This is a genomic window from Pseudomonas sp. NPDC089547, from assembly GCF_050280665.1.
Lineage (GTDB): Bacteria > Pseudomonadota > Gammaproteobacteria > Pseudomonadales > Pseudomonadaceae > Aquipseudomonas.
This window is the reverse complement of the sequence record NZ_JBNNVS010000010.1, coordinates 134992-161219: the sequence shown is the minus strand read 5'-3', so window position 1 is coordinate 161219 and position 26228 is coordinate 134992. Positions and strand designations below refer to the sequence as shown.

Below are 26228 nucleotides of genomic sequence, written 5' to 3'. Positions count from 1 at the left end.
TCCAGTGGTCGAAGGGGCAACAGGTGGCATAGGGAATCTGTGCCGGATAAACCACCATCGGTTAAGGTATGGGTCTGCCGAGAAGACCTGCGAGGAGTAGTGATGAGCGAAGCGCTGACCATCCACCATGACCAGGCCGGTCATCAGTTCGAGACCAACGTGGACGGTCATCGTGCCTATCTGACGTACATGGATCTGGGCAAGCAGACGCTGGACATCTATCGCACCTTCGTGCCCAACGCCTTGCGGGGCCGCGGGATTGCTGCTGCATTGACCGAGCGGGCGCTGGAGTACGCTGAACAGATGGGGTACACGGTGATACCTTCCTGTTCGTATGTGGAACGCTACATGGAGCGCCAGCAGCGGCATTCGAGCAAGGCCTGAATCGGTAAATAAAGAGCGGGGCCGCTGCGCGCCCCATCGCGACACAAGGCCGCTCCTACAGGAGATCACATATCCCTGTAGGAGCGGCCTTGTGTCGCGATGGGGCGCGCAGCGGCCCCGCTTTTATTGCATTAGCCGCGCTTTCGCTGCGGCAGCACATCTTTCAGCTTGGCGTGCATGCTGCGCAGGGTCTTCTCGGTAGCCGACCAGTCGATGCAGGCATCGGTTACAGACACGCCGTACTGCAGTTCTTCCAGGTCCTTCGGAATCGACTGGCAGCCCCAGTTCAAGTGGCTTTCCACCATCAGGCCGATAATCGACTGGTTGCCTTCGAGGATCTGGTTGGCAACGTTCTCCATCACCAGCGGTTGCAGGGCCGGGTCCTTGTTGGAGTTGGCGTGGCTGCAATCGACCATGATGTTGGCCTTGATCTTCGCCTTGGCCAGGTCCTGCTCGCACAGGGCGACGCTGACCGAGTCGTAGTTAGGCTTGCCATTGCCGCCGCGCAGAACCACGTGGCCGTAAGGGTTGCCCTTGGTGGTGACGATTGACACACCGCCTTCCTGGTTGATGCCGAGGAAGCGGTGAGGCTTGGACACCGACTGCAGGGCGTTGATGGCAACGGTCAGGCCACCATCGGTGCCGTTCTTGAAACCGACTGCCGAGGACAGGCCCGAGGCCATTTCGCGGTGGGTTTGCGATTCGGTGGTGCGGGCGCCAATGGCCGACCAGCTGATCAGGTCCTGCAGGTACTGCGGCGAAATCGGGTCGAGTGCTTCGGTGGCGGTCGGCAGGCCCATTTCGGCCAGGTCCAGTAGCAGCTGACGGCCGATGTGCAGGCCATCCTGGATCTTGAACGAGTCATCCAGGTACGGGTCGTTGATCAGGCCTTTCCAGCCGACGGTGGTGCGTGGCTTTTCGAAGTACACACGCATGACCAGGTACAGCGTATCGGACACTTCTTCGGCCAGCACCTTCAGGCGCTCGGCGTATTCGTGGGCGGCCTTGATGTCGTGGATGGAGCAAGGGCCGACCACGACAAACAGGCGATGGTCCTTGCCGTCGAGAATATTGCGCACCACTTCACGGCCGGCAGTCACGGTCTGCAGGGCCTTGGCGCTGAGGGGGATTTCCTTCTTGAGCTGATCGGGGGTGATCAGGGTCTCGTTGGAGGCAACGTTCAAGTCATCGATCGGTAAATCAGCCATCGTGTTACTCGTCAGGTCACGGGTGCCGGCCGCCAACTATCCCCGTGCGGCCCAGCAGCAAGAATAATCGCAGCGGGGAGCCGAACCTTAGCGCGTTACGGGTGGCGCGACAATGGGCGGCACTTCCGTCAGCCTGCTGTTTTCCCTGCGCCTGTGGTGCTTTTGCGCCCGTGGGCTACCTGGCGGCGTGCAACCTGTGTAAAAAAGAGGGCTCACATCAACTGGAGATCGGCATGCACACGCCTACACGACGCATCGGCATCATCGGCAGCGGCGCCATTGGTGGTTTTTATGGTTTGATGCTGGCGCGGGCCGGTTTCGATGTGCATTTTCTGCTGCGCAGCGAATACGAGGTTGTGCGTGAGCAGGGGCTGGCGGTGGAAAGTGCCGTGCATGGCGCGCTGCAGATGAAGGTGCAGGCCTATGCCGATGCCGGCGACATGCCGCCTTGCGACTGGTTGCTGGTCGGCGCCAAGGCCACCAGTAACGACCAGTTGGCGCCGCTGATCGTGCAGGCCGCTGCGCCCGGCGCCAAGGTGGTACTGCTGCAGAACGGCCTGGGCGTGGAAGCGCAACTGCGCCCGGCCTTGCGCAGCGACATGCACCTGCTCGGTGGCCTTTGCTTTATCTGTGTCAACCGCCATGCGCCGGGTGTGATCCGCCACCAGGCACTGGGCGCGGTCAACCTGGGTTACCACAGTGGTCCGGCCAGTGATGGCGGCGCCGAGGTGGTCCGTGAAGGTGCGGGCCTGTTCGAGGCCGCGGGGATCGATTCGCAGGCCATGCCGAACCTGGAGTTGGCGCGCTGGCAGAAACTGGTGTGGAACGTGCCCTATAACGGCCTGTCGGTACTGCTGGCGGCCAGCACCACGCCGCTGATGGCGAACAGTCACAGCCGGGACCTGATCCAGGCGTTGATGGCAGAGGTGGTACAAGGTGCTGCCGCGTGTGGTCACGTGTTGCCCGAGGGCTATGCCGAGCATCTGTTCCAGGTGACCGAGCGCATGCCTGACTACTGGCCAAGCATGTATCACGACTATGCCCTGATGCGCCCGCTGGAGCTGCAGGCTATCTATGCCGAGCCGCTGGCGCGTGCGCGTGCGGCAGGCTTGCATTTGCCGCGAATGGAAATGCTGTACCAGGCGCTGGGTTTCCTCGACAGCAACGATCGGCCCCGCTGAGGGCGCCTCTTGTCGGCCCTCCAGCCCACGCCAGCAGCGCGCCGGACGGCAAAGCGTGCGTCCGGCCCGCTGCTAAGCTGAAGCTTGCTCTGCCGTTGCGGCAGTCGAGGAGGTCGAATGATCCGCTCCATGCTGTACGCCACCGACCTCGGTGTCTACGCACCCTTTGTGATGCAACACGCGCTGGCCCTGGCGCGTACGTTCAGTGCCGAGCTGTATGTGATCCACGCGGTGGAGCCAATGGGGCAATTCGCCGAATCCCTCCTGCAAAGCTACCTTGATGAGCAGACGCTCGACCAGTTGCACAGCCAGGGTGTCAACACGGTAATGGCCAACATCGAGCAGCGCGTGCTGGAAAATTTTCGTGATGAGCTGGGCGAGGAGGCCGACCTGGCGGTGATCAAGGCGGTGCGGGTACGCCAGGGCGACCCCGCGCAGGTGATCCTTGAACAGGCGCAGCGACTGAGCGTCGACCTGTTGATTTTCGGTAGCCACAGCGCCGGAGCGGGGGTGGATGTGCCCCTGGGGCGCACGGCGGTACGGCTGCTGCAACTGTCGCCGGTGCCGGTGTACATGGTGCCTTTGGCGCAGCACCTGGGGCGTAGGAAAACATGAAGATTGGCGTAGGCCATTTCCGGGGGCATGTAACAAAATAGTTCTAGATTTATTTCCAGAACCACTAATATAGTTATATATCGTCGCTGCCTGCTGCCGCGGACTCATCGCTGAACCGAGGGGAATCTATGAAGCTTCAACAACTGCGCTACATCTGGGAAGTGGCGCACCATGACCTCAACGTCTCCGCGACGGCGCAGAGCCTGTATACCTCCCAGCCGGGTATCAGCAAGCAGATCCGCCTGCTCGAAGATGAGCTGGGTGTTGAAGTTTTTGCCCGCAGTGGCAAGCACCTGACCCGTGTCACACCGGCCGGTGAGCGCATCATCAATACCGCCGGCGAAATCCTGCGCAAGGTCGAAAGCATCAAGCAGATTGCCCAGGAATTCTCCAACGAGAAGAAGGGCACGTTGTCCATCGCCACCACCCACACCCAGGCACGCTATGCCTTGCCGCCGGTGATCAGCAGCTTCATCAAGCAGTACCCGGAAGTGTCCCTGCACATGCACCAGGGTTCGCCCATGCAGATCGCCGAGATGGCAGCAGATGGCACGGTAGACTTCGCCATCGCCACCGAGGCGCTGGAGCTGTTCGGCGACCTGATCATGATGCCGTGCTACAAGTGGAACCGGTGCGTGGTGGTGCCGCAAGGTCACCCGCTGGCCAAGCTGCCGAAGCTGACCCTGGAAGCGGTTGCCGAATACCCGATCGTTACCTACGTGTTCGGTTTCACCGGGCGCTCGAAGCTGGACGAAGCCTTCAACCACCGCGGCCTCACGCCAAAAGTGGTGTTCACCGCGGCAGATGCCGACGTCATCAAGACTTATGTGCGCCTGGGGCTGGGTGTGGGGATCGTCGCGGGTATGGCCGTGGATGCCAAGCTCGACAGCGACCTGGTGGCCCTGGATGCCAGTGAGCTGTTCGAAGCCAGCATCACCAAGATCGGCTTCCGCCGTGGCACGTTCCTGCGTGGCTTCATGTGCGACTTCATCGAGAAGTTCGCCCCGCACCTGACCCGTGAAGTGATGGCCAAGGCCATTCAGTGCCATAACAAGCAGGAGCTCGAAGAGCTGTTCGAAGGGGTCGAACTGCCGGTGCACTGATCCGAGAATGCTGGGGCCGCTTCGCGGCCCATCGCGACACAAGGCCGCTCCTACAGGAGATCGCATAACCCTGTAGGAGCGGCCTTGTGTCGCGATTGGGCTGTGAAACAGCCCCGGCTATCTCAAGCCTTGCTGATGAGGTTGCCCGCGTGCAACCCGCATTCCTTCTGCGTCGACTCTTCCCACCACCAACGCCCTTCACGCTCATGCTGGTTCGGCAGCACCGGCCGGGTGCAAGGTTCGCAGCCGATGCTGATGAAGCCACGCTCATGCAGGCTGTTGTACGGCAGCTCCAGCATGCGGATATAACCCCACACTTCCGCGCTGCTCATTTGTGCCAGCGGGTTGAACTTGTACAGGGTACGCTCGGGCGTGGAAAATGCGCCGTCGATTTCCAGTGCCGCCACCTGGCTGCGGGTGCCCGGGCTCTGGTCGCGGCGTTGGCCAGTGGCCCAGGCGCTCACGGTGGCAAGTTTGCGGCGCAGCGGCTCGATCTTGCGGATGCCGCAGCACTCGCCGTGGCCGTCCTTGTAGAAGCTGAACAGGCCCTTTTCCTTCACGAACGGGTCGAGTTTGTCACGGTCTGGGCTGAGGATTTCAATCGGCAGGTTGTACTGTTCGCGCACCTGGTCGATGAACCGGTAGGTCTCCGGGTGCAGGCGACCGGTGTCGAGGCTGAACACCTTGACTTGCTTGTTCAGCTTCCAGGCCATGTCGACCAGCACCACGTCCTCGGCGCCGCTGAAGGAGATCCACAGGTCATCACCAAAATGCTCGAAGGCGAGCTTGAGAATGTCCTGCGGGGACTTGTTGGCATAGGTCGCGGCCAGGGCGGCGACGTCGAAGGGTTGGCTCATCAGGCGGTTTCCATCTTGGCTGTGGCGCTGTGCGCTCGTAGTAAGGTGATGGTAACAAAAAAACGCGGGCTAGACGGACTCACAAGCCCTGCAAGGTCTCCATCAGTACCCGCACTTTGGCGATCGACTCTTCATATTCAGCCTGCCACTCGGAGTCGGCCACCACCGCGCCGCCGCCCCAGCAACTGACCTGGCCGTCCTTGACCAGCAGGCTGCGAATGGCAATCGAACTGTCCATTTCCCCGCGCACGTCCACATACAGCAGCGAGCCGCAGTACAGCGCCCGGCGTGCGGGTTCCAGTTCGTCGATGATCTGCATGGCGCGGATTTTCGGCGCGCCCGTGATCGAGCCGCCAGGGAAGCTGTCGCCGATCAGGTCCAGCGCATCCTTGTCGCTGGCCAGCTGGCCGGTGACGCTGCTGACCAGGTGGTGCACGTTGGGGTAGCTTTCCAGGCTGAACAGCTCCGGTACCCTCACCGAACCGATCTGACAGGTGCGCCCGAGGTCGTTGCGCAGCAGGTCGACGATCATCAGGTTTTCCGAGCGGTCCTTGGGGCTGCACAGCAGCTCATTGGCATTGCGCTGGTCTTCAAGCGGGTCGCTGGCGCGCGGGCGGGTGCCCTTGATCGGCCGTGTTTCCACCTGGCCTTGGCTGACACGGATGAAACGCTCGGGCGAAAAGCTCAGCAGGGCGCTGCCATCGGCCAGTTGCTGGTAACCGGAAAACGGCGTAGGGCAGGCCTGGCGCAGCGCCTGGTAGGCTCGCCACGGGTCGCCCTGGCAGGGGGCGCGGAAGCGTTGAGTCAGGTTGATCTGGTAGCAGTCGCCGGCCTGGATGTAGCGTTGTACCTGGTTGAAAGCGGCTTTGTACTGTTCCGGGTGCAGGTCACCGGCCATTGGGGCGAGCAGCTGGAAACCGCCGGTTGCGGTGTTGCTACCGCCTTCGAACAGGCTGATCAGGCGCTCTCGCTCCTCGCTTGCCAGGCTTGGGTGAAAGACCAGCTGGCTGGTGCCGTGCTGGTGGTCGCTGACCAGTGCCCAGGCATACAGCCCCAGCTGCGCATCAGGCAGGCCCAGGTCGTCTACGGCCTGGCTTGGCAGGTGTTCCAGGCGGCGGCCGAAGTCGTAGCTCAGGTAGCCGATCAGGCCGCCGGCGAAGGGCAGCTCTACGCCCTCGGGCACGTCGGCATGGCCCAGTTGTGCCAGGCTGGCGCGCAGGCGCTGGAGGAATGCGCGGCCATCTTCATCGGCTTGTGCTTGCAGGTGTTGCAGTGGCCAGGCGCTGAGCAGGTCAAAGCGACCGCGTTCGGCACCTGGGCGGGCGCTGTCGAGCAGGATCGCGCCGGGGGCCTGGCGTAGGCGGGCGAAATAGGCAGCAGGGTCGGGCTGGTAGGGCAGGGCGTGCAGCGTACAGGTCGGCATCAGTGTGGACGGCGATGTAAAAGCGAGGAGGGCGATTGTAGACCTGTGTAGGAAAAGCGCCTAGCACTGGGCGCGACATTCAACATTACGTTTAATGCAGGGGCCGCTTTGCGGCCCCGGCGATGTCAGCCTGGATGAACATGTCCGAACAGCCCTTGGGCTACCCGAACGCGCTGTTCGGCATCTTCGGTAATACCATCCTTGGCCAGCGCTTCGATGTGCGCCTCGATGGCGTGGGTACGCTGGGTCAGGCCGCAGTCGTTGGCAATCTGGATGTTCAGGCCCGGGCGGGCGTTGAGTTCCAGAATCAGCGGGCCTTTCTCCTGGTCCAGTACCATGTCCACGCCAATGTAGCCCAGCCCGCACAGTTCATAGCAGCCGGCAGCCAGCTTCATGAAACCGTCCCAGTTCGGCAACTGCACGCCGTCCACGGCGTTGGTGGTGTCCGGGTGCTTGCTGATGATGTTGTTCAGCCAGGTGCCGCGCAGGGTCACACCGGTGGCGAGGTCTACGCCCACGCCAATAGCGCCCTGGTGCAGGTTGGCCTTGCCGCCCGACTGGCGGGTCGGCAAGCGCAGCATGGCCATGACCGGGTAGCCCATCAGCACAATGATGCGGATGTCCGGCACCCCTTCGTAGCTGATGCTCTTGAAGATCTGGTCAGGCGTGACCCGGTACTCGATCAGCGCACGGTCGCGGTGGCCGCCCAGTGAGTACAGGCCGGTGAGGATGCTCGAGATCTGGTGCTCGATTTCCTCGTGGCTGATGATCTTGCCCGACACCGTGCGGTAGCGGTCCTCGAAGCGGTCGGCAATCACCAGAATGCCGTCACCGCCAGCGCCTTGCGCCGGCTTGATGACGAAATCGCTGCGCCCGCCAATGATCTGGTCGAGCTTCTCGATTTCTTTCTCGGTTTCGATGATGCCGTACATTTCCGGCACATGGATGCCGGCCGCCAGGGCGCGCTCCTTGGTGATGATCTTGTCGTCGACAATCGGGTACAAGTGGCGCTTGTTGTACTTCAACACGTAGTCCGCGTTGCGCCGGTTGATACCCATGATGCCCCGGGCCTCCAGGGCTTTCCACGTCTTGATCAGGCCAAACATCAGGCGTCAGCCTTCTTCAGGAATGCCTTGAAGCGCACGAGCTCGGTCAGGCGGTAGCCACGGTAGCGGCCCATCGCCAGCATGAAGCCCACCAGGATCAACAGCACCGCCGGGAAGGTGAACACGAAGTACACCAGCTCCGGCACCATCATCAGCAGGTGCGCCAGGGAGGCGGCGAACAGCGTGCCGATGGCCACTTTCATGGCATGGCCACCGCCACGTTCTTCCCAGGTGATCGACAGGCGCTCGATGGTCATGGTCAGGATCACCATTGGGAACAGTGCCACCGACAACCCGCGCTCAAGGCCCAGCTTGTGGCTGAACAGGCTGATGGCGGCGATCAGCACCACGACGAAGGTCAGCACCACCGATAGCCGCGGCAGCATCTGCAACTTGAGGTGTTCAAGGTACGAGCGCAGTGACAGGCCAAGGGCGGTGATCACCGTGAACAGCACGATCCCGAAGCCCAGCTGGGTCTCGCGGAAGGCCAGGGCGATCAGCACCGGGGTGAAGGTACCCAGGGTCTGCAGGCCGATCAGGTTGCGCAATACCAGGATCACCAGCACGCCGATCGGGATCATCACCATGATCATGAAGGTTTGCTGGGTTTGCAGCGGCAGGCTGTACAGCGAGTACTCAAGGAAGTCGGCGTCGGTGTTCTCGTCGGTCAGCTTGGCCAGGCGGATGGCGTTCATCTCGCTGTTGTTCATGCTGAAGGTGACATTGGCTTTCTTGCCGCCGTCGACGGTGATCAGGTTGTCGTCACCGGTCCACCACAGCAGGCGGTCGCTGGGCAGGCCCTGCTCGCCGGTATCCGGGTTGAAGTACAGCCAGTCGTTACCGTTGAAGCTGCGCAGCCACAATTCCGGCGTTTGCGGGGTGTCGGCCACCAGGCGGATGGTGTGCACCTTCTCCATTGGTACGTGGGCAATCGACAGCAGCAGGTCGATGACCTGGGCCTTCTTCATCGGCGAAGTGTCACCGGCGAGCAGCAGCTTGACGTTGTCGTCGTTGAGGTTGTTGACCCGCTTGATGGTCTCGCTGACAAACGTCTCGACGTCGGCCGAATGCTGGCGGATGGGTGCCATCAGCGCTTCGGCGGCGATTTTCTCGGGGCCTTCGATGGCCAGGCTGTCACGGAAGGTCGGGCCTTTTACCGTGGTTTTTTCGTTGCTGTAGCGCTTGGTCAGCACCAGACGGTAGTAGAGGGTCTGGTTGCCGTTGGCGCGGCGGGCCGACCAGGTCACCTTGCGGTTGCCATCGGCACGGTTGACGCTGACCCCGTAGTTGTTGGAGATGAAGCTCTCGTTGAGGCTGACGTAGTCGCGGTTCAGCGGCGGCACGAACATCTGGATCTTCACCGGATCCTTGGTGCTGGCCACGAACTCGACCTTGGCGTCGATGTTCCACAGGTCATCGGTTTCATCCTCGGTCACCGGGATGCCGAGGAAGAAGATCTGATAAGCCGTGACCGCCACGCCCAGTAGCACCAGTACGGTGATCAGGACTTTCAGATGGAGGGTAAGAGAGCGCATCGGGGTTACTCTGCTTTGGGAGCGTCGGTGGCACAGGCAGGTTTGCCGGCCGCGTATTTAAGGCTTGGGTCTACCAGCGCATCGAAGTGCTTGAGCGCCTCGGAGCCGATCAGCAGCGGGAACTGGAAGGCGCTGCGGTCGGTGAGGTTGACTTCGATGGTGCGCATGGCCTGGCCCATGCAGATTTCAAGTTCGATGACCGGGCGGGCCGTGTAGGCCTTGCCCGAATCTGCATCGTAGTCGCCGGCCCGGCGTTTGATCTTGCTCACGCGTGCCAGCGGGCGTTCGATCGGGTGCGAGTGGGCGGCATCGATGGCCAGGTAGAAACGCACCCAGCTTTCGCCGTTGCGCTTGAACCGTTTGATATCGCGGGCGCTGAGCGACGCGGTCTTGGCACCGGTGTCGAGCTTGGCGGCCACTTCCAGGTCCAGGTCGCCCAGGCGGGCATATTCGTTGAGACCGTACACGGTCTTGCCCGCCGCCTGGCCAAGGGCCGGCAGCAGGGTGAGGCATAGCAGCAATAAAACGGGTGTAAGTCTCATATTCCTGGCGCGGTACTGTGCAAGGTTCGGGGCAAGGCGACTGGCAACTACTGCGCAAGCTTCCTCGTTCATCTGTCAACAAGCATGAATGGATGACAGACAGGCTATCCATACTCCATCGGAGGCGCGGCATTCTATCACGCCGACGTCTTGACGCCAGCGGTGCGCGATCTGACAGCGACGGGGTAGGGTTAGTTCGTTCTTAGACGATTGTCGACAATATTCATTTTGTCTTTGACTGGAACGGCTTGATTCGCTAATTTCTGGCGTATTGATTTTCAAGGTGTCGACAATATGCAAGACCTTTCCACCCCCAGCCCGGTACAGGCAGACGAAACGGAAACCTTGTCCGAAAACGTCTTCCGGCGTATCCAGGCGGCTATCGTCAAGGGTGAAATCGCCCCCGGCAGCAAGATTTCCGAGCCGGAGCTGGCGCGCACCTATGGCATCAGCCGCGGGCCGCTGCGCGAGGCCATCCACCGCCTCGAAGGCCAGCGCCTGCTGGTGCGCGTGCCGCATGTTGGGGCGCGTGTGGTTTCGCTGAACCACGCCGAGCTGATCGAACTGTACGAAATCCGCGAGTCGCTGGAAGGCATGGCCTGCCGCCTGGCCGCCGAACGCATGAGCCAGGCCGATATCGACGAGCTGCGCCGGGTGCTCGACACCCACGAGCGGGACGCCGCATTCCAGGCTGGCCTGGGTTATTACCAGCAGGAAGGCGACTACGACTTCCACTACCGCATCATCCAGGGCAGCGGCAACCAGACCCTGGTCAAGATGCTGTGCGGCGAACTGTACCAATTGGTGCGCATGTACCGCATCCAGTTCTCTGCCACGCCCAACCGGCCACGCCAGGCCTTTGCCGAGCATCACCGCATTCTCGATGCTATCGCCGACCGTGACGGCGAACTGGCCGAACTTCTGATGCGCCGCCACATCGGCGCATCCAGGCGCAATATCGAGCGTCACTATCTGGACGCCCACAACAACAGCCCACGAGGTGAGAAATGACTGTGAAGAGCACCCCCGGCCAGCGCTTCCGCGACGCCGTTGCCGCTGAACACCCGCTGCAAGTGGTTGGCGCCATCAATGCCAACCATGCCCTGCTGGCCAAGCGCGCCGGCTTCAAGGCCATCTACCTGTCCGGTGGCGGCGTGGCCGCTGGCTCGCTGGGTCTGCCGGACCTGGGCATCACGGGCCTGGACGACGTGCTCACCGATGTGCGTCGTATCACTGACGTGTGCGATGTGCCGTTGCTGGTGGATGTCGACACCGGCTTTGGTGCGTCAGCCTTCAACGTCGCCCGCACCGTGCGCTCGATGAGCAAGTTCGGCGCTGCCGCCATCCATATCGAGGACCAGGTTGGCGCCAAACGCTGTGGCCACCGCCCGAACAAGGAAATCGTCAGCCAGCAGGAAATGGTCGACCGCATCAAGGCCGCCGTCGACGCCCGCAGCGACGACAGCTTTGTGATCATGGCGCGTACCGACGCCCTGGCCGTCGAAGGCCTGAACGCTGCCCTTGATCGCGCCGAGGCGTGCATCGAGGCCGGCGCCGACATGATCTTCCCGGAAGCCATCACCGAACTGCAGATGTACAAGACGTTCGCTGATCGGGTGAAGGCGCCGATCCTGGCCAACATCACCGAATTCGGCGCCACCCCGTTGTACACCACCGAAGAGCTGGCCTCGGTCGACGTTTCGCTGGTGCTGTACCCGCTGTCGGCGTTCCGCGCCATGAACAAGGCGGCCGAAAACGTGTACACCGCGCTGCGCCGCGACGGCACGCAGAAGAACGTGATCGACACCATGCAGACCCGCATGGAGCTCTACGATGCCATTGGTTACCACGCCTTCGAGCAGAGCCTCGACGCGCTGTTTGCCCAGAAAAAAGGGTAAGTGATGGTGCCTGTGCCGGCCTCTTCGCGGGTTTACCCGCGAAGAGGCCGGGACAGACGAACCGAATTAGCCAGCAAGAAATCCATAACAAGTTCAAGAAAGGAGAAACACCATGGCCGAAGCGAAAGTACTCAGTGGCGCAGGCCTGCGCGGTCAGGTGGCCGGCCAGACTGCACTGTCGACTGTGGGCCAGGCCGGTGCCGGGCTCACCTACCGCGGTTACGACGTGCGCGACCTGGCAGCCGGTGCCGAATTTGAAGAAGTCGCTTACCTGCTGCTGTACGGCGAGCTGCCAACCCAGGCCGAACTGGCAGACTACAAGCGCAAGCTCAAGGGCCTGCGTGACCTGCCGCAAGCGCTGAAGGAAGTGCTGGAGCGTATCCCGCGTGACGCCCACCCGATGGACGTGATGCGCACCGGTTGCTCGGTGCTGGGCACCCTGGAGCCAGAGCTGACGTTCGAAGCCCAGCGCGACAAGACTGACCGCTTGCTGGCGCTGTTCCCGGCCGTGATGTGCTACTGGTACCGCTTCACCCATGATGGTGTGCGCATCGATTGCACCAGCGACGAAGACACCCTTGGCGGCCATTTCCTGCACCTGCTGCACGGCAAGAAGCCAAGCGCGCTGCACGTCAAGGTCATGAACGTGTCGCTGATCCTGTACGCCGAGCATGAGTTCAACGCCTCCACCTTCACCGCCCGCGTCTGCGCCTCGACCCTGTCCGACCTGTACTCCTGCGTCACCGCCGCCATCGGCTCGCTGCGCGGCCCGTTGCACGGGGGTGCCAACGAGGCGGCAATGGAGCTGATCGAGCGCTTCCAGAGCCCGCAGGACGCCACCGCCGAGCTGCTGCGCATGCTGGAACGCAAGGACAAGATCATGGGCTTTGGCCATGCCATCTACAAAGAGTCCGACCCGCGCAACGAGGTGATCAAGGGTTGGTCGAAGCAGTTGGCCGACGAAGTGGGCGATACGGTGCTGTACCCGGTGTCTGAAGCCATCGACAAGACCATGTGGGAGCAGAAGCGCCTGTTCCCCAACGCCGACTTCTACCATGCCTCGGCGTATCACTTCATGGGCATCCCGACCAAGCTGTTCACCCCGATCTTCGTTTGCTCGCGCCTGACCGGCTGGGCGGCGCACGTGTTCGAGCAGCGCGCCAACAACCGCATCATCCGCCCGAGCGCCGAGTATGTCGGCGTCGAACAGCGCCAGTTCGTGCCGATCGAGCAGCGCTGAATAGATATAGAGAGGCAACCCGTTTCCCCTGTGGGAGCGGGCGTGCCCGCGAAGGCGTCCGTACTGGCAACCGTTTTGCAGCTGCTGACGCATTCGCGGGCACGCCCGCTCCCACAGGGCCGGCGAAACCTTCCGAACCCTGTGACCGAGCCTGATTCCATGATGAACACTGCATACCGCAAGCACCTGCCAGGCACTGACCTGGACTACTTCGATGCCCGTGCGGCGGTCGAGGCGATCAAGCCCGGCGCCTACGACGGCCTGCCATACACCTCCCGCGTGCTCGCCGAAAACCTCGTGCGCCGCTGCGACCCGGCCACCCTCGACGCCTCGCTGGGCCAACTGATCGAGCGCCAGCGGGACCTCGACTTCCCGTGGTTCCCGGCCCGCGTGGTGTGCCACGACATCCTCGGCCAGACAGCGCTGGTCGACCTTGCCGGCCTGCGTGACGCCATTGCCGACAAAGGCGGTGACCCGGCCGCCGTCAACCCGGTGGTGCCGGTGCAGCTGATCGTCGACCACTCGCTGGCCGTGGAGTGTGGTGGTTTCGACCCACAGGCGTTCGAAAAGAACCGTGCCATCGAGGATCGCCGCAACGAAGACCGTTTCCACTTCATCAACTGGACCAAGAAGGCGTTCAAGAACGTCGACGTGATCCAGCCGGGCAACGGCATCATGCACCAGATCAACCTGGAGAAGATGTCGCCGGTCATCCACAACGACCGCGGTGTGGCCTACCCGGACACCTGCGTCGGCACCGACAGCCATACCCCGCATGTCGACGCCCTGGGCGTGATCGCCATCGGCGTAGGCGGCCTGGAAGCCGAGAACGTGATGCTCGGCCGCGCCTCGTGGATGCGCCTGCCGGAAATCGTCGGCGTCGAGCTGACCGGCAAGCTGGCACCGAACATCACTGCCACCGACCTGGTGCTGGCCCTGACCGAGTTCCTGCGCAAGCAGAAAGTCGTTGGCGCGTACCTGGAGTTCCACGGCGAGGGCGCCCGCGCCCTGACCCTGGGCGACCGCGCCACCATCTCCAACATGGCCCCGGAATACGGCGCCACTGCAGCGATGTTCGCCATCGACCAGCAGACCATCGACTACCTGCGCCTGACCGGCCGTGAAGAGCAGCAGGTCAAACTGGTGGAAACCTACGCCAAGGCCACCGGCCTGTGGGCCGACAGCCTCGGCGGCGCCGTCTATGAGCGCACCCTGAGCTTCGACCTGTCGAGCGTGGTGCGCAACATGGCAGGCCCGTCCAACCCGCATGCACGCGTCGCCACCAGCGACCTGGCAGCCAAAGGCATTGCCGGCAACTGGCAAGATGTGCCGGGGCAGATGCCTGACGGTGCGGTGATCATTGCCGCTATCACCAGCTGCACCAACACCAGTAACCCGCGCAACGTGATTGCCGCTGGCCTCATGGCGCGTAATGCCAACAAGCTGGGCCTGGCCCGCAAGCCGTGGGTCAAGTCATCGCTGGCACCAGGCTCCAAGGCCGTGCAGCTGTATCTGCAAGAGGCCGGCCTGGAGAAGGAGCTGGAGCAGCTCGGCTTTGGCATCGTCGCCTTCGCCTGCACCACTTGCAACGGCATGTCGGGCGCACTCGACCCGGCCATCCAGCAAGAGATCATCGACCGCGATTTGTACGCCACCGCCGTGCTGTCGGGCAACCGCAACTTCGACGGGCGTATTCACCCTTACGCCAAGCAGGCGTTCCTGGCTTCGCCGCCGCTGGTGGTGGCCTACGCCATTGCCGGTACCATCCGCTTCGACATCGAGAAGGATGTGCTGGGCGTGGTCGATGGCAAGGAAATCCGCCTCAAGGACATCTGGCCCAGCGATGAAGAGATCGACGCCGTGGTGCGAGCTGCGGTCAAGCCAGAGCAGTTCCGCAAGGTGTACATCCCGATGTTCGCCATCGAGGAAGACCGTGGGCCGAAGGTGGCGCCGCTGTACGACTGGCGCCCGATGAGCACCTACATCCGTCGCCCACCGTACTGGGAAGGTGCCCTGGCAGGTGAGCGCACCCTGCGTGGCATGCGCCCGCTGGCGGTGCTGCCGGATAACATCACCACCGACCACCTGTCGCCGTCCAACGCCATCATGCTCGACAGTGCTGCCGGCGAGTACCTGGCAAAAATGGGCCTGCCGGAAGAGGACTTCAACTCCTACGCCACCCACCGTGGCGACCACCTGACCGCCCAGCGCGCCACCTTCGCCAACCCCAAGCTGTTCAACGAAATGGTGCGCAAGGAAGACGGCAGCGTGAAGCAGGGCTCGCTTGCGCGTATCGAGCCAGAAGGCAAGGTCACCCGCATGTGGGAGGCGATCGAGACGTACATGGAGCGCAAGCAGCCGCTGATCATCGTTGCTGGCGCCGACTACGGCCAGGGTTCGTCCCGCGACTGGGCCGCCAAGGGTGTGCGCCTGGCGGGTGTCGAGGCTATCGTTGCCGAAGGCTTCGAGCGCATTCACCGCACCAACCTGGTGGGCATGGGCGTGCTGCCGCTGGAGTTCAAGCCGGGCACCGACCGCAAGACCCTGGGCCTGGACGGTAGCGAGACGTATGACGTGCTGGGGGCGCGCACGCCAAGGGCGACCTTGACCCTGGTGGTTACCCGTAGCAATGGCGAGCGCCTGGAAGTGCCGGTGACCTGCCGCCTGGACACCGCCGAGGAAGTATCGATCTACGAGGCGGGAGGGGTGTTGCAGCGCTTTGCCCAGGACTTCCTCGAGGCGACCGCCTAACCATGAGAGCGGGGCCGCTGCGCGGCCCATCGCGACTCCTACAAGTGTTACGCGATCCCTGTAGGAGCGGCCTTGTGTCGCGATGGGCTGCAAGGCAGCCCCAGAGGCCATATGCATTTCGGACAGGACAGCACATCAATGGCTCACGTACCGCAAGTAAAAATCCCCGCCACCTACATCCGTGGTGGCACCAGCAAAGGCGTGTTCTTCCGCCTGCAAGACCTGCCCGAGCAGGCACAAATCCCCGGCCCGGCGCGCGATGCCCTGCTGCTGCGGGTAATCGGTAGCCCCGACCCCTACGGCAAGCAGATCGACGGCATGGGTGGCGCCACTTCCAGTACCAGCAAGACCGTGATCCTGTCGCCAAGCATCAAGCCCGAACACGATGTCGACTACCTGTTCGGCCAGGTCAGCATCGACAAGGCTTTCGTCGACTGGAGCGGCAACTGCGGCAACCTGTCGGCTGCCGTGGGTTCGTTCGCCATCAGCAGCGGCCTGGTCGACCCGGCCCGTATTCCGCAAAACGGCGTTGCCACCGTGCGCATCTGGCAGGCGAACATCGGCAAGACCATCATCGCCCATGTGCCGATTACCGAAGGTGAAGTGCAGGAAACCGGTGATTTCGAGCTGGACGGGGTGACTTTCCCTGCGGCCGAAGTGCAACTTGAGTTCCTCGACCCGGCGGCAGACGAAGACGGCGACGGCGGTTCGATGTTCCCGACCGGTAACCTGGTCGATGACCTGGAGGTGCCGGGTGTGGGTACCTTCAAGGCGACCCTGATCAATGCCGGTATTCCGACCATCTTCGTCAATGCAGCAGACATCGGTTACACCGGTGCCGAACTGCAGGACGCGATCAACGGCGACCCTCAGGCGCTGCTGCGTTTCGAGACCATTCGCGCCTATGGTGCGGTGCGTATGGGGCTGATCGACAATGTCGACCAGGCTGCCGGGCGTCAGCACACGCCAAAAGTGGCATTCGTCGCGCCGCCGAGCACCTACACTGCGTCCAGTGGCAAGGCGGTGCAGGCGGGCGATATCGACCTGCTGGTGCGGGCCTTGTCCATGGGCAAACTGCACCATGCGATGATGGGTACGGCTGCGGTGGCAATTGGCACTGCGGCGGCCATTCCGGGCACGTTGGTCAACCTCGCTGCGGGTGGGAGCGAGCGCAGCGCCGTGCGTTTCGGCCACCCCTCGGGCACCTTGCGCGTCGGGGCCGAGGCGCGCCAGGTGGATGGTGAGTGGACAGTGACCAAGGCAATCATGAGCCGCAGTGCTCGCGTGCTGATGGAGGGCTGGGTTCGCGTACCTGGCGATAGCTTCTAACGCACCACTGGCGCTCGGCTTTCGTTCGTTGGGGCCGCTTTGCGGCCCTATCGCGACACAAGGCCGCTCCTACATGGGTACGCGATCCCTGTAGGAGCGGCCTTGTGTCGCGATAGGGCTGCAGCGCAGCCCCGGCAATTCTGAAGGGAGCTGGATATGAGCGCCAACGTTGACCTGAACGACCGCCCGGACTACGACCGGGTGCTGCAAACCCTGGCCGACTACGCCCTCGGCTACCGGGTCGATTCCGCCGAAGCCCTGGACACCGCACGCAACTGCCTGATGGACACCCTCGGTTGCGGCCTGCTGGCCCTGCGCTTCCCCGAATGTACCAAACTGCTCGGCCCCCAGGTGGAAGGCACGCTGGTCCCCAATGGTGCCCGCGTCCCCGGCACCGCTTACCGCCTCGACCCGGTCAAGGCGGCCTGGGACATCGGCTGCACCGTGCGCTGGCTGGACTACAACGACACCTGGCTGGCTGCCGAATGGGCGCACCCCTCGGACAACCTCGGCGGCATCCTGGCCGTTGCCGATCACCTGTCCCAGAAGCGCATTGCTGCGGGGGAAGCGCCGCTGCTGATGCGTGATGTGCTCGAAGCCATGGTCATGGCCCATGAGATCCAGGGCGTGCTGGCGCTGGAGAACTCGTTCAACCGCGTTGGCCTCGACCACGTGATTCTGGTGAAGGTGGCCTCGACTGCCGTGTGCGCCAGGCTGATGGGGGCCAACCGCGAGCAGATGCTCTCTGCCTTGTCGCACGCCTTCGTCGACGGCCAGGCCCTGCGCACTTACCGGCACGCGCCAAACGCCGGCTCGCGCAAATCCTGGGCCGCTGGCGATGCGTCCAGCCGCGGTGTGCGCCTGGCCGATATCGCCCTGCGCGGCGAGATGGGCGTGCCGGGCGTGCTCACGGCGCCGCAGTGGGGCTTCTACGACGTATCCTTCAGCCATACCAACAAGGACCTGGCGCTCAAGCCTGCTGGGCAGTATGAGCTGCGCCTGCCCCAGGCCCTGGGCAGCTACGTGATGGAAAACGTGCTATTCAAGGTCAGTTTTCCTGCCGAGTTCCATGCCCAGACTGCCTGCGAGGCGGCGGTCACCCTGCATCCACGGGTGCGCAACCGCCTGCATGAAATCGACCGCATCGTCATCACCACTCAAGAATCGGCGATCCGCATCATTTCCAAGAGCGGCCCACTGGCCAATGCGGCTGACCGTGACCACTGTTTGCAGTACATGGTGGCGGTGCCGTTGATCTTTGGGCATCTGGTGGCGGAGCACTATGAAGATGCATTCCATGCCAACCACCCAAGCATCGACCGCCTGCGCGAGAAGATGGAAGTGGTGGAAGACCCGCGCTTCAGCCGTGAATACCTGGAAGCGGACAAGCGTTCGATCGCCAACGCGTTGCAGGTGTTCTTCAAGGACGGCAGCAGTACCGAGCAGGTGGTGGTGGAATACCCGATCGGGCATCGGCGGCGGCGGGAGGAGGGGATTCCGTTGCTGGAGGCCAAGTTCAGGGCCAACCTGGCGACGCGGTTTGCGCGGCAGCGCTGTCAGCAGATATTCGAACTGTGCAAGGACCAGCAACAGCTGGAGCAGATGGCAGTGCACAGATTTGTGGAGTTGTTTGTGATTTGAGGTTGCCAGTGCCGGCTTCTTCGCGGGCTTGCCCGCTCCCACAGGTTCTCCGCAGGCCGTGACTGTGTGGTGTGCCTGTGGGAGCGGGCAAGCCCGCGAAGAGGCCGGAACAGCAGACACAAAAAAAGCCCCGGCATTTCTGCCGGGGCTTTCTTTACACCTTACAACTCAGCTTACGCCTGAACCACCGGGATCTTGGCGTTGGCTGCCGCTTCGCGGAACTCGGCGATCTGGTCGAAGCTCAGGTAGCGGTAAACGTCGGCAGCCATGCTGTCGATGTCTTTCGCGTACTGCATGTACTCTTCGACGGTCGGCAGCTTGCCGATGATCGAAGCGACAGCAGCCAGTTCGGCCGATGCCAGGTACACGTTGGTGGCGTCGCCCAGACGGTTCGGGAAGTTACGGGTCGAGGTGGAAACCACGGTCGAACCGGTCTGCACACGTGCCTGGTTACCCATGCACAGCGAGCAGCCTGGCATTTCCATGCGCGCACCGGCCTTGCCGTAGATGCCGTAGTAGCCTTCTTCGGTCAGCTGGTGAGCGTCCATCTTGGTTGGCGGAGCCAGCCACAGACGGGTCGGGATACCGCCCTTGACCTTGTCCAGCAGCTTGCCGGCAGCGCGGAAGTGGCCGATGTTGGTCATGCACGAACCGATGAACACTTCGTCGATCTTCTCGCCCTGTACCGAAGACAGCAGGCGGGCATCGTCCGGGTCGTTCGGCGCGCAGAGCACAGGCTCCTTGACGTCGGCCAGGTCGATTTCGATGATTTCGGCGTACTCGGCATCGGCGTCAGCCGACAGCAGCTCAGGGTTGGCCAGCCAGGCTTCCATGGCCTGGGCGCGACGCTCCAGGGTACGTGGGTCGCCGTAGCCTTCGCCGATCATCCAGCGCAGCAGGGTGATGTTGGACTGCAGGTACTCGGCAATGGCCTTCTCTGGCAGCTTGATGGTGCAACCGGCAGCGGAACGCTCGGCCGAGGCGTCGGACAGCTCGAAAGCTTGCTCGACGGTCAGTTCGTCCAGGCCTTCGATTTCCAGGATGCGGCCGGAGAAGGCGTTTTTCTTGCCTTTCTTCTCGACGGTCAGCAGGCCTTTCTGGATGGCGTAGTAAGGGATGGCATGAACCAGGTCACGCAGGGTGATGCCCGGTTGCAGTTTGCCCTTGAAGCGCACCAGGATCGACTCTGGCATGTCCAGCGGCATGACGCCGGTGGCGGCAGCGAAGGCCACCAGGCCGGAACCGGCCGGGAACGAGATGCCGATCGGGAAACGGGTGTGCGAGTCGCCACCGGTACCGACGGTGTCAGGCATCAGCATGCGGTTCAGCCAGCTGTGGATGATGCCGTCGCCCGGGCGCAGCGACACGCCGCCACGGGTGCGGATGAAGTCTGGCAGGGTGTGGTGGGTGGTGACGTCGATCGGCTTCGGATACGCCGCGGTGTGGCAGAACGACTGCATGACCAGGTCGGCGGAGAAGCCCAGGCACGCCAGGTCTTTCAGCTCGTCACGGGTCATCGGGCCAGTGGTGTCCTGGGAACCGACGGTGGTCATCTTCGGCTCGCAGTAGGCACCTGGGCGCACGCCCTGGCCTTCTGGCAGGCCGCAGGCACGGCCGACCATTTTCTGCGCCAGGGTGAAGCCCTTGCCGGAGTCGGCTGGCTGCTCTGGCTTCTTGAACAGGTCCGATGGACCCTGGCCCAGCTCGGCGCGGGCTTTTTCGGTCAGGCCACGGCCGACGATCAGCGGAATACGGCCGCCAGCGCGCACTTCGTCCAGCAGTACTTCGGTTTTCAGTGCAAAGCTGGTGACCAGCTCGTCGCTGCCGTGACGGCGTACTTCACCTTTGAACGGGTACACGTCGATGACGTCGCCCATGGCCAGGTTGGTGCAGTCGAATTCGATCGGCAGGGCGCCGGCGTCTTCCATGGTGTTGTAGAAGATCGGGGCGATCTTGGTGCCGAAGCAGAAGCCACCGGCGCGCTTGTTCGGCACGTACGGAATGTCGTCGCCGAAGAACCACAGTACCGAGTTGGTAGCGGATTTACGCGAGGAGCCGGTACCGACCACGTCACCTACATAGGCAACCGGGAAGCCCTTGGCCTTGACGGCTTCGATCTGGGCCAGCGGGCCGACCGAACCAGGCTGCGATGGCTCGATGCCGTCACGGGCCATTTTCAGCATGGCCAGGGCGTGCAGCGGGATGTCAGGGCGCGACCAGGCGTCCGGGGCAGGGGACAGGTCGTCGGTGTTGGTTTCGCCTGGCACCTTGAACACGGTCAGGGTGTACTTGTCGGCGATGGCCGGGCGCGAGGTGAACCACTCGCCGGCAGCCCAGGAATCCAGCACGGCCTTGGCGTGAATGTTGCCAGCCTTGGCTTTTTCGGCCACGTCGTGGAAGGCATCGAACATCAGCAGGGTGTGCTTGAGCTGTTCGGCCGCGACGGCGCCCAGTTCGGCGTCATCCAGCAGTGCGACCAGCGTTTCGATGTTGTAGCCGCCCTGCATGGTGCCCAGCAGTTCAGCGGCGTGCTTGCGGTCGATCAGTGGCGACTTGGCTTCGCCCTTGGCGATGGCAGAGAGGAAAGCGGCCTTGACGTAGGCAGCTTCGTCGACCCCTGGCGGTACGCGGTTGGTGATCAGGTCTACGAGGAAGGCTTCTTCGCCGGCCGGCGGGTTTTTCAGCAGCTCGACCAGGCCTGCAGTTTGTTCGGCGTTCAGCGGCTGGGGCACGATACCCAGGGCGGCACGCTCTTCGATGTGTTTGCGGTAGGCTTCAAGCACAGTTATTTCCCTCATCAGTGGTCCCTAAAGGGGGTCCGGGACGCTTATCCAGCATTCAATGCACCCATGCGCTGCCACGGCTTTGTGGGCCGCCCAGCCAGAGTCGCAAAGAATCCTTACAGAAGCTGCTTTCAAAGTTTTACGCCTGCAGAACGGGGAGCTGATGAGGGCTGGCACGGGCATGCGAGGGATGCATGGCCCGGGCCAACGCCGTTCTACCGGATTAACTGTGCTCGTGACGCTTTGAAAACAGCTTCCAACGGACATTGTTGCCTTGAAAAGGCGCATTGATTCTACGGCAAAAAAAGCGCGAAGGTAAGGCGCAGAAGATGACTTTAACGAGTGACCCTGGTTAGACAAAGGGCTAACATGGGCCGGTGTTCCACCGCCAAGCTGTTGTTTTTCATGTCCAACAAGTCCATCAAGACCCCTTGCGTCGGCCTGTGCTCCACGGTGTACGGAGACACGGTTTGCCGTGGCTGCAAGCGGTTTCACCACGAAGTGATCAACTGGAACGGGTACGACGACGACCAGAAACGCGCCGTGTGGCTGCGTCTGGAGCAGTTGCTGGTGCAGGTGATGATGGCCAAGCTGGAGGTGTTCGACAAAAGCCTGCTGCGCCAGCAGCTGGAGCAGCGTTCCATCCGCTTTGTCGAGCAGCAGTCGGAATATTGCTGGGCGTACCAGCTGATTGCCCGCGGGGCGCGGATGATCCGTGACCTGGAGGCCTACGGCATGGTGTTGCTGCCAGAGTTTCGCGGCTGGGAACTGCCGCAATTGCGCGATGCCATCGACCGCGAGTTCTTCCTGCTTTCAGAAGCGCATTACCAGCGCTACATCGCCCCCAGCTTCCTGCGCGATGCCATGGGCAGCGGGTCCCTGTAGGAGCGGCCTTGTGTCGCGATGGGCCGCAAAGCGGCCCCAACAATCTATGCAACGATGCGAAAATCCCGGGTCCGCTGCGCGGCCCATCGCGACACAAGGCCGCTCCTACAGGAGGACCTGTGCATGCTTGAATGCGCCGAATCAGTCTCCGGTGTATTCACACCCGCTGGTGCAGGTTTCGTGGATGCGCACCTTTGACAACTCTGGCATCAGCGGCTTGACCTGTTCCCAGATCCACTTGGCGATCACTTCGCTGGTGGGGTTCTCCAGGCCAGGGATGTCGTTCAGGTAGTTGTGGTCCAGTTGCTCGTAGATCGGCTTGAAGATCGCCTTGACCTCGGCGAAGTCGCGGATCCAGCCAGTGTGCGGGTCCAGCGGGCCGGTCAGGTGCAGGCCGACCTTGAACGAGTGACCATGCAGGCGGCCGCATTTGTGCCCTTCGGGAACGTGGGGCAGGCGGTGGGCCGATTCGAATGTGAATTCCTTGAAGATTTCCACGCTGTCATAACTCTTTGTGAATCAATAATGCGCGCAGTCTACCAGTTCGCCGGAACATCTTCAGCGCCTATCAGATCGAGTGCCACCGCGCATGCGCTATCATGGCGCCAGCTGTTTTCAGGTTGAATTAAGGACCGGTGGTTAGTCTTGACCCCGTACCCAACTTGCACAGTTCTCAGGAGAGAAGAACGATGAAAACCTTGACTGCCCTGTTCACCGCCGCCGCCCTCGCCCTGGGCGCGAATGCCGCCTTCGCCAAGGACGTACAGCCTGACGAAGTGGTCAAACTGGTCAACGCCAAGACCATCAAGTCGCTGGACGAGCTGAAAGCCACCGCCGTGGCCAAGCACCCGGGCGCTACCGTTACCGACTCGGAGCTTGAAGACGAGTACGGCCGTTACATCTACAAGGTTGAACTGCGCGACACCCAGAACGTCGAGTGGGACGTGGCGCTGGACGCCAAGACCGGTGAAGTGCTGAAGGACGAGCGGGACAACTGATGATCCACTTACCGCGGCCAGCGCGCTACCTCGCGCTGGCGCTGCTGGCCGTATGCTCCCTTGCCGCTGCCCGCGACCTTGATCAGGACGAAGCCCTGAAGCTACGGCAGAAGGGCGTCATCCTGCCGCTCGAGCAATTGCTGGAAACCGCCCTGGGGCGTTACCCCGGGGCGCGTTTGCTGGAGGCCGAGCTGGAAGAAGACGACGATCGCTACGAATATGAAGTCGAACTGCTGACGGCGGAAGGTGTGGTGCGCGAGATCAAGCTCGATGCCAGCACTGGTGCCCTGCTCAAAGACGAGGAAGACGACTGAATGCGCCTGTTGCTTGTCGAGGACAATGTACCGCTGGCCGATGAACTGACCGCCGGCCTGCAGCGCCAAGGCTATGCCGTGGACTGGCTGGCCGATGGCCGTGACGCGGTTTACCAGGGCCAGAGCGAACCCTACGACCTGATCATCCTCGACCTTGGCCTGCCAGGCTTGCCGGGCCTGGATGTGCTCGCCCAGTGGCGTGCCGCCGGGCTGGCCACACCGGTGCTGATCCTTACCGCCCGCGGTTCGTGGGCCGAGCGTATCGAAGGGCTCAAGGCCGGGGCCGATGATTACCTGAGCAAACCGTTCCACCCGGAAGAGTTGCAACTGCGTATCCAGTCGCTGCTGCGCCGCGCGCGCGGCCTGGCCAACCAGCCGACACTGGAGGCTGCCGGCCTGCACCTGGATGAAAGCCGCCAGTGCGTGAGCCGTGATGGCGTGGATATCCAGCTGACCGCCGCCGAGTTCCGCCTGCTGCGCTACTTCATGCTGCATCCGCAGCAGATCCTCTCCAAGAGCCACCTGGCCGAGCACCTTTACGACGGTGAAACCGAGCGCGATTCCAATGTGCTGGAAGTACACGTCAACCACCTGCGACGCAAGCTGGGCCGCAGTGTGATCGAAACCCGGCGCGGGCAAGGCTACATTTACGCGGGGAGCGCCGCGTGAAGTCGATTCAGGCACGCCTGAGTCTGGGGCTGGTGGCGGTGCTGGTGGTGGTCGGCGTGGTGCTGGCGCAACTGACCTTGTGGCTGTTCGAGGCCGGCCTGCAACGCTACCTGGAAAACGGCCTGCGCAAGGAAAGCGAGAACCTGCTGGTGGCCCTGGTGCGCGGGCCATCCGGCCTGCAGCTGGATGAGCGGCGCATCTCGGCGGCCTATCAGCGGCCGTTTTCCGGTTATTACTTTCGCATCGATTTCGACCAGGGCACCTGGCGTTCACGTTCGCTGTGGGACCTGGATATGCCCAAGCCCGCCACGCCCGGGCTTTCCGATAGCCACGAGCTAGGCCCGGAAGGGCAGCAACTGCTGGCCCTGCGTGCCGATTATCGGCGCCTGGGCCAGGACATCTCCATCAGCGTGGCGCAGGACTACTCGCCGGTGCGCGAGGGTTTCAGGCGCATGCAGCAGATCGGCCTGGGCATGGGGCTGGTGGCGCTGATCCTGGTGCTGGTGCTTCAGCGCATTACCGTGACGCGCTCATTGCGGCCACTGGAGCGGGCACGCCAGCAGATCGCCCAGTTGCAGCAGGGCCAGCGTTCGCAGCTGGATGCCGAGGTGCCCAGCGAGCTGGCGCCATTGGTGGGGCAGATCAACCACTTGCTGAGCCACACCGAAGACAGCCTGCGCCGTTCGCGCAATGCCTTGGGCAACCTGGGGCATGCGTTGAAGACGCCCTTGGCGGTGCTGCTTAGCCTGGCGTCCAGTGAACGCCTGAAAGATCTGCCCGAGGTGCGTGCGCAGATGCGCGAGCAACTGGAGCAGATTCAGCAGCGGTTGGCGCGTGAGCTGAACCGTGCGCGGCTGGCGGGGGATGCGTTGCCCGGTGCGCAATTTGACTGTGACGCCGAGCTGCCGGGGCTGCTGAGCACCCTGGGTATGATTCATGGAGAGGGCTTGCTACTGGCCAGGGACGTACCCCCCGGTCTGCTGCTGCCGTGGGATCGCGAGGACTTCCTTGAGCTGCTGGGCAACTTGCTGGACAACGCCTGCAAGTGGGCTGACAGCGAGGTGCGGCTGAGCATCGCGCCGAATGCAGAGGGCTACCAGCTGTGGGTCGATGACGATGGCCCAGGCATCCCCGAAAGCCAGCGCCAGCAGGTGCTGGAGCGCGGTTCGCGGCTGGACGAGCAGGTGGACGGGCATGGTCTGGGGCTGGGCATTGTGCGCGATATCGTCGAGGCATGGGGCGGGCAGCTGGCGCTGCTGGAAAGCCCTCTGGGCGGGCTGCGTGTGGTTATCGAGCTACCGCGCAAGGCTCGATAGAGTCGGGGCCGCTTTGCGGCCCATCGCGACACAAGGCCGCTCCTACAAGGGTACGCGATCCCCTGTAGGAGCGGCCTTGTGTCGCGATGGGCTGCGCAGCAGCCCCGGCAATTTGTGCTGGCTCCGAGATCCTGGGGCTGCTGCGCAGCCCATCGCGACACAAGGCCGCTCCTACACAGGCAACGCGTCGCCAAGGAATTCCGGGCAAAAAAAACCCCGGACTTCGTATGGGGAGGGGGAAGTTCGGGGTCCAAGTCCGGACCGCTAGGGCGGGGTCCAGATATCTGCCAACACTTAACACAACATAGGAGCATCGAAGGGCTTCACCAGCCATTCAGTTACTCTGAGTTCCGGTTCACCGGTTTAGTTCCAAAGCCCTCAAAACTATTTGCGATAGTTTCATGAAACTTCAGTACCAATGGCACTGAGCGGTGCCAGGATCCGCGTCAC

The 26228-nt window shown here is 62.8% G+C and carries 23 protein-coding genes; 15 read left to right on the top strand and 8 right to left on the bottom strand.

Annotated features, from left to right (window positions below):
* Positions 1–102: 102 nt before the first annotated feature.
* A complete protein-coding gene (locus tag ACQKPZ_RS10090) occupies positions 103–384 on the top strand; it encodes a GNAT family N-acetyltransferase (protein ID WP_003250290.1) in 282 nt (93 codons plus the stop codon).
* Between the two features lie 131 nt (positions 385–515).
* Here ACQKPZ_RS10090 and ACQKPZ_RS10085 read toward each other — a convergent pair whose 3' ends face one another.
* Positions 516–1592, bottom strand: coding sequence for a 3-deoxy-7-phosphoheptulonate synthase (locus tag ACQKPZ_RS10085; RefSeq protein WP_427537342.1), 1077 nt, complete (start codon positions 1590–1592; stop codon positions 516–518).
* 233 nt (positions 1593–1825) lie between these two features.
* Here ACQKPZ_RS10085 and ACQKPZ_RS10080 point away from each other — a divergent pair, with 233 nt between their 5' ends.
* The 3 genes from ACQKPZ_RS10080 to cysB all read left to right on the top strand — a co-directional run bounded on the left by ACQKPZ_RS10080 (position 1826) and on the right by cysB (position 4491).
* Entirely contained in the window at positions 1826–2773 is a 948-nt protein-coding gene (locus ACQKPZ_RS10080; protein WP_427537339.1) for a putative 2-dehydropantoate 2-reductase, read from the top strand.
* 117 nt (positions 2774–2890) lie between these two features.
* Complete coding sequence (locus tag ACQKPZ_RS10075; RefSeq protein WP_391132982.1) at positions 2891–3388, top strand: universal stress protein; 498 nt, start codon at positions 2891–2893, stop codon at positions 3386–3388.
* Between the two features lie 128 nt (positions 3389–3516).
* On the top strand, positions 3517–4491 hold the full coding sequence (gene cysB / locus ACQKPZ_RS10070) for an HTH-type transcriptional regulator CysB (RefSeq protein ID WP_010953293.1): 975 nt from the start codon (positions 3517–3519) through the stop codon (positions 4489–4491).
* Between the two features lie 122 nt (positions 4492–4613).
* Here cysB and ACQKPZ_RS10065 read toward each other — a convergent pair whose 3' ends face one another.
* The 5 genes from ACQKPZ_RS10065 to ACQKPZ_RS10045 all read right to left on the bottom strand — a co-directional run bounded on the left by ACQKPZ_RS10065 (position 4614) and on the right by ACQKPZ_RS10045 (position 9954).
* A complete protein-coding gene (locus ACQKPZ_RS10065) occupies positions 4614–5348 on the bottom strand; it encodes a phosphoadenylyl-sulfate reductase (RefSeq protein ID WP_391132986.1) in 735 nt (244 codons plus the stop codon).
* Positions 5349–5427: 79 nt separating this feature from the next.
* Entirely contained in the window at positions 5428–6771 is a 1344-nt protein-coding gene (gene pabB, locus ACQKPZ_RS10060; RefSeq protein ID WP_427537336.1) for an aminodeoxychorismate synthase component I, read from the bottom strand.
* A gap of 125 nt (positions 6772–6896) precedes the next feature.
* The gene (locus tag ACQKPZ_RS10055; RefSeq protein ID WP_427537333.1) at positions 6897–7877 is read right to left on the bottom strand and encodes an alpha-L-glutamate ligase-like protein; all 981 of its coding nucleotides are present in this window, start codon (positions 7875–7877) and stop codon (positions 6897–6899) included.
* Positions 7877–9412 carry an inactive transglutaminase family protein gene (locus ACQKPZ_RS10050; protein ID WP_391132995.1) on the bottom strand — a complete coding sequence of 512 codons (1536 nt, stop codon included), beginning with the start codon at positions 9410–9412 and terminating at the stop codon, positions 7877–7879. Before ACQKPZ_RS10050 ends, ACQKPZ_RS10055 begins: the two co-directional genes overlap by 1 nt.
* 5 nt (positions 9413–9417) lie before the next feature.
* The gene (locus ACQKPZ_RS10045; protein ID WP_427537330.1) at positions 9418–9954 is read right to left on the bottom strand and encodes an ATP-dependent zinc protease family protein; all 537 of its coding nucleotides are present in this window, start codon (positions 9952–9954) and stop codon (positions 9418–9420) included.
* 294 nt (positions 9955–10248) lie between these two features.
* Here ACQKPZ_RS10045 and ACQKPZ_RS10040 point away from each other — a divergent pair, with 294 nt between their 5' ends.
* The 6 genes from ACQKPZ_RS10040 to prpD all read left to right on the top strand — a co-directional run bounded on the left by ACQKPZ_RS10040 (position 10249) and on the right by prpD (position 18813).
* A complete protein-coding gene (locus ACQKPZ_RS10040) occupies positions 10249–10965 on the top strand; it encodes a GntR family transcriptional regulator (RefSeq protein ID WP_391132998.1) in 717 nt (238 codons plus the stop codon).
* Positions 10962–11852 carry a methylisocitrate lyase gene (gene prpB / locus ACQKPZ_RS10035; RefSeq protein WP_016485912.1) on the top strand — a complete coding sequence of 297 codons (891 nt, stop codon included), beginning with the start codon at positions 10962–10964 and terminating at the stop codon, positions 11850–11852. Before ACQKPZ_RS10040 ends, prpB begins: the two co-directional genes overlap by 4 nt.
* Before the next feature lie 112 nt (positions 11853–11964).
* Positions 11965–13092: a bifunctional 2-methylcitrate synthase/citrate synthase gene (gene prpC, locus ACQKPZ_RS10030; protein WP_391133002.1), complete on the top strand. Its 1128-nt coding sequence runs from the start codon at positions 11965–11967 to the stop codon at positions 13090–13092.
* A 162-nt stretch (positions 13093–13254) separates the two neighbouring features.
* Entirely contained in the window at positions 13255–15843 is a 2589-nt protein-coding gene (acnD, locus tag ACQKPZ_RS10025; protein WP_427537388.1) for a Fe/S-dependent 2-methylisocitrate dehydratase AcnD, read from the top strand.
* A 138-nt stretch (positions 15844–15981) separates the two neighbouring features.
* Positions 15982–17172, top strand: coding sequence for a 2-methylaconitate cis-trans isomerase PrpF (gene prpF, locus ACQKPZ_RS10020; RefSeq protein ID WP_427537327.1), 1191 nt, complete (start codon positions 15982–15984; stop codon positions 17170–17172).
* A gap of 156 nt (positions 17173–17328) precedes the next feature.
* Positions 17329–18813 (top strand): 2-methylcitrate dehydratase, encoded by a 1485-nt coding sequence (prpD, locus tag ACQKPZ_RS10015; RefSeq protein WP_427537324.1) that lies wholly within the window; start codon positions 17329–17331, stop codon positions 18811–18813.
* 173 nt (positions 18814–18986) lie between these two features.
* Here the strand turns inward: prpD and acnB are convergent, their stop codons facing one another.
* On the bottom strand, positions 18987–21596 hold the full coding sequence (gene acnB / locus ACQKPZ_RS10010) for a bifunctional aconitate hydratase 2/2-methylisocitrate dehydratase (RefSeq protein WP_427537385.1): 2610 nt from the start codon (positions 21594–21596) through the stop codon (positions 18987–18989).
* 405 nt (positions 21597–22001) lie between these two features.
* On the opposite strand from acnB, the gene ACQKPZ_RS10005 reads away from it, so the two are divergent.
* Positions 22002–22481, top strand: a complete 480-nt coding sequence (locus tag ACQKPZ_RS10005) for a DUF1289 domain-containing protein (RefSeq protein ID WP_427537321.1) — start codon at positions 22002–22004, stop codon at positions 22479–22481.
* Between the two features lie 141 nt (positions 22482–22622).
* Here the strand turns inward: ACQKPZ_RS10005 and queD are convergent, their stop codons facing one another.
* Positions 22623–22979, bottom strand: a complete 357-nt coding sequence (gene queD, locus ACQKPZ_RS10000) for a 6-carboxytetrahydropterin synthase QueD (RefSeq protein ID WP_043202104.1) — start codon at positions 22977–22979, stop codon at positions 22623–22625.
* 191 nt (positions 22980–23170) lie between these two features.
* On the opposite strand from queD, the gene ACQKPZ_RS09995 reads away from it, so the two are divergent.
* The 4 genes from ACQKPZ_RS09995 to ACQKPZ_RS09980 are packed head-to-tail and all read left to right on the top strand — an operon-like array spanning position 23171 to position 25778.
* Positions 23171–23479, top strand: coding sequence for a PepSY domain-containing protein (locus tag ACQKPZ_RS09995; RefSeq protein ID WP_016714736.1), 309 nt, complete (start codon positions 23171–23173; stop codon positions 23477–23479).
* Positions 23479–23793, top strand: coding sequence for a PepSY domain-containing protein (locus ACQKPZ_RS09990; protein WP_016485921.1), 315 nt, complete (start codon positions 23479–23481; stop codon positions 23791–23793). The genes ACQKPZ_RS09995 and ACQKPZ_RS09990 overlap by 1 nt, the downstream gene beginning before the upstream one ends.
* A complete protein-coding gene (locus tag ACQKPZ_RS09985) occupies positions 23794–24462 on the top strand; it encodes a response regulator transcription factor (RefSeq protein WP_427537318.1) in 669 nt (222 codons plus the stop codon).
* On the top strand, positions 24459–25778 hold the full coding sequence (locus ACQKPZ_RS09980) for a sensor histidine kinase (protein ID WP_427537315.1): 1320 nt from the start codon (positions 24459–24461) through the stop codon (positions 25776–25778). The genes ACQKPZ_RS09985 and ACQKPZ_RS09980 overlap by 4 nt, the downstream gene beginning before the upstream one ends.
* Positions 25779–26228: the final 450 nt, after the last annotated feature.

Coding starts and splice junctions, on each gene's coding strand:
- ACQKPZ_RS10040 (WP_391132998.1), top strand. CDS start 10,249: ATGCAAGACCTTTCCACCCCCAGCCCGGTACAGGCAGACGAAACGGAA.
- ACQKPZ_RS10065 (WP_391132986.1), bottom strand. CDS start 5,348: ATGAGCCAACCCTTCGACGTCGCCGCCCTGGCCGCGACCTATGCCAAC.
- ACQKPZ_RS10055 (WP_427537333.1), bottom strand. CDS start 7,877: ATGTTTGGCCTGATCAAGACGTGGAAAGCCCTGGAGGCCCGGGGCATC.
- ACQKPZ_RS10005 (WP_427537321.1), top strand. CDS start 22,002: ATGTCCAACAAGTCCATCAAGACCCCTTGCGTCGGCCTGTGCTCCACG.
- pabB (WP_427537336.1), bottom strand. CDS start 6,771: ATGCCGACCTGTACGCTGCACGCCCTGCCCTACCAGCCCGACCCTGCT.
- ACQKPZ_RS10075 (WP_391132982.1), top strand. CDS start 2,891: ATGATCCGCTCCATGCTGTACGCCACCGACCTCGGTGTCTACGCACCC.
- prpF (WP_427537327.1), top strand. CDS start 15,982: ATGGCTCACGTACCGCAAGTAAAAATCCCCGCCACCTACATCCGTGGT.
- ACQKPZ_RS10080 (WP_427537339.1), top strand. CDS start 1,826: ATGCACACGCCTACACGACGCATCGGCATCATCGGCAGCGGCGCCATT.
- cysB (WP_010953293.1), top strand. CDS start 3,517: ATGAAGCTTCAACAACTGCGCTACATCTGGGAAGTGGCGCACCATGAC.
- prpD (WP_427537324.1), top strand. CDS start 17,329: ATGAGCGCCAACGTTGACCTGAACGACCGCCCGGACTACGACCGGGTG.
- ACQKPZ_RS10045 (WP_427537330.1), bottom strand. CDS start 9,954: ATGAGACTTACACCCGTTTTATTGCTGCTATGCCTCACCCTGCTGCCG.
- ACQKPZ_RS09985 (WP_427537318.1), top strand. CDS start 23,794: ATGCGCCTGTTGCTTGTCGAGGACAATGTACCGCTGGCCGATGAACTG.
- prpB (WP_016485912.1), top strand. CDS start 10,962: ATGACTGTGAAGAGCACCCCCGGCCAGCGCTTCCGCGACGCCGTTGCC.
- ACQKPZ_RS10085 (WP_427537342.1), bottom strand. CDS start 1,592: ATGGCTGATTTACCGATCGATGACTTGAACGTTGCCTCCAACGAGACC.
- ACQKPZ_RS10050 (WP_391132995.1), bottom strand. CDS start 9,412: ATGCGCTCTCTTACCCTCCATCTGAAAGTCCTGATCACCGTACTGGTG.
- ACQKPZ_RS09990 (WP_016485921.1), top strand. CDS start 23,479: ATGATCCACTTACCGCGGCCAGCGCGCTACCTCGCGCTGGCGCTGCTG.
- acnD (WP_427537388.1), top strand. CDS start 13,255: ATGAACACTGCATACCGCAAGCACCTGCCAGGCACTGACCTGGACTAC.
- prpC (WP_391133002.1), top strand. CDS start 11,965: ATGGCCGAAGCGAAAGTACTCAGTGGCGCAGGCCTGCGCGGTCAGGTG.
- ACQKPZ_RS09995 (WP_016714736.1), top strand. CDS start 23,171: ATGAAAACCTTGACTGCCCTGTTCACCGCCGCCGCCCTCGCCCTGGGC.
- ACQKPZ_RS10090 (WP_003250290.1), top strand. CDS start 103: ATGAGCGAAGCGCTGACCATCCACCATGACCAGGCCGGTCATCAGTTC.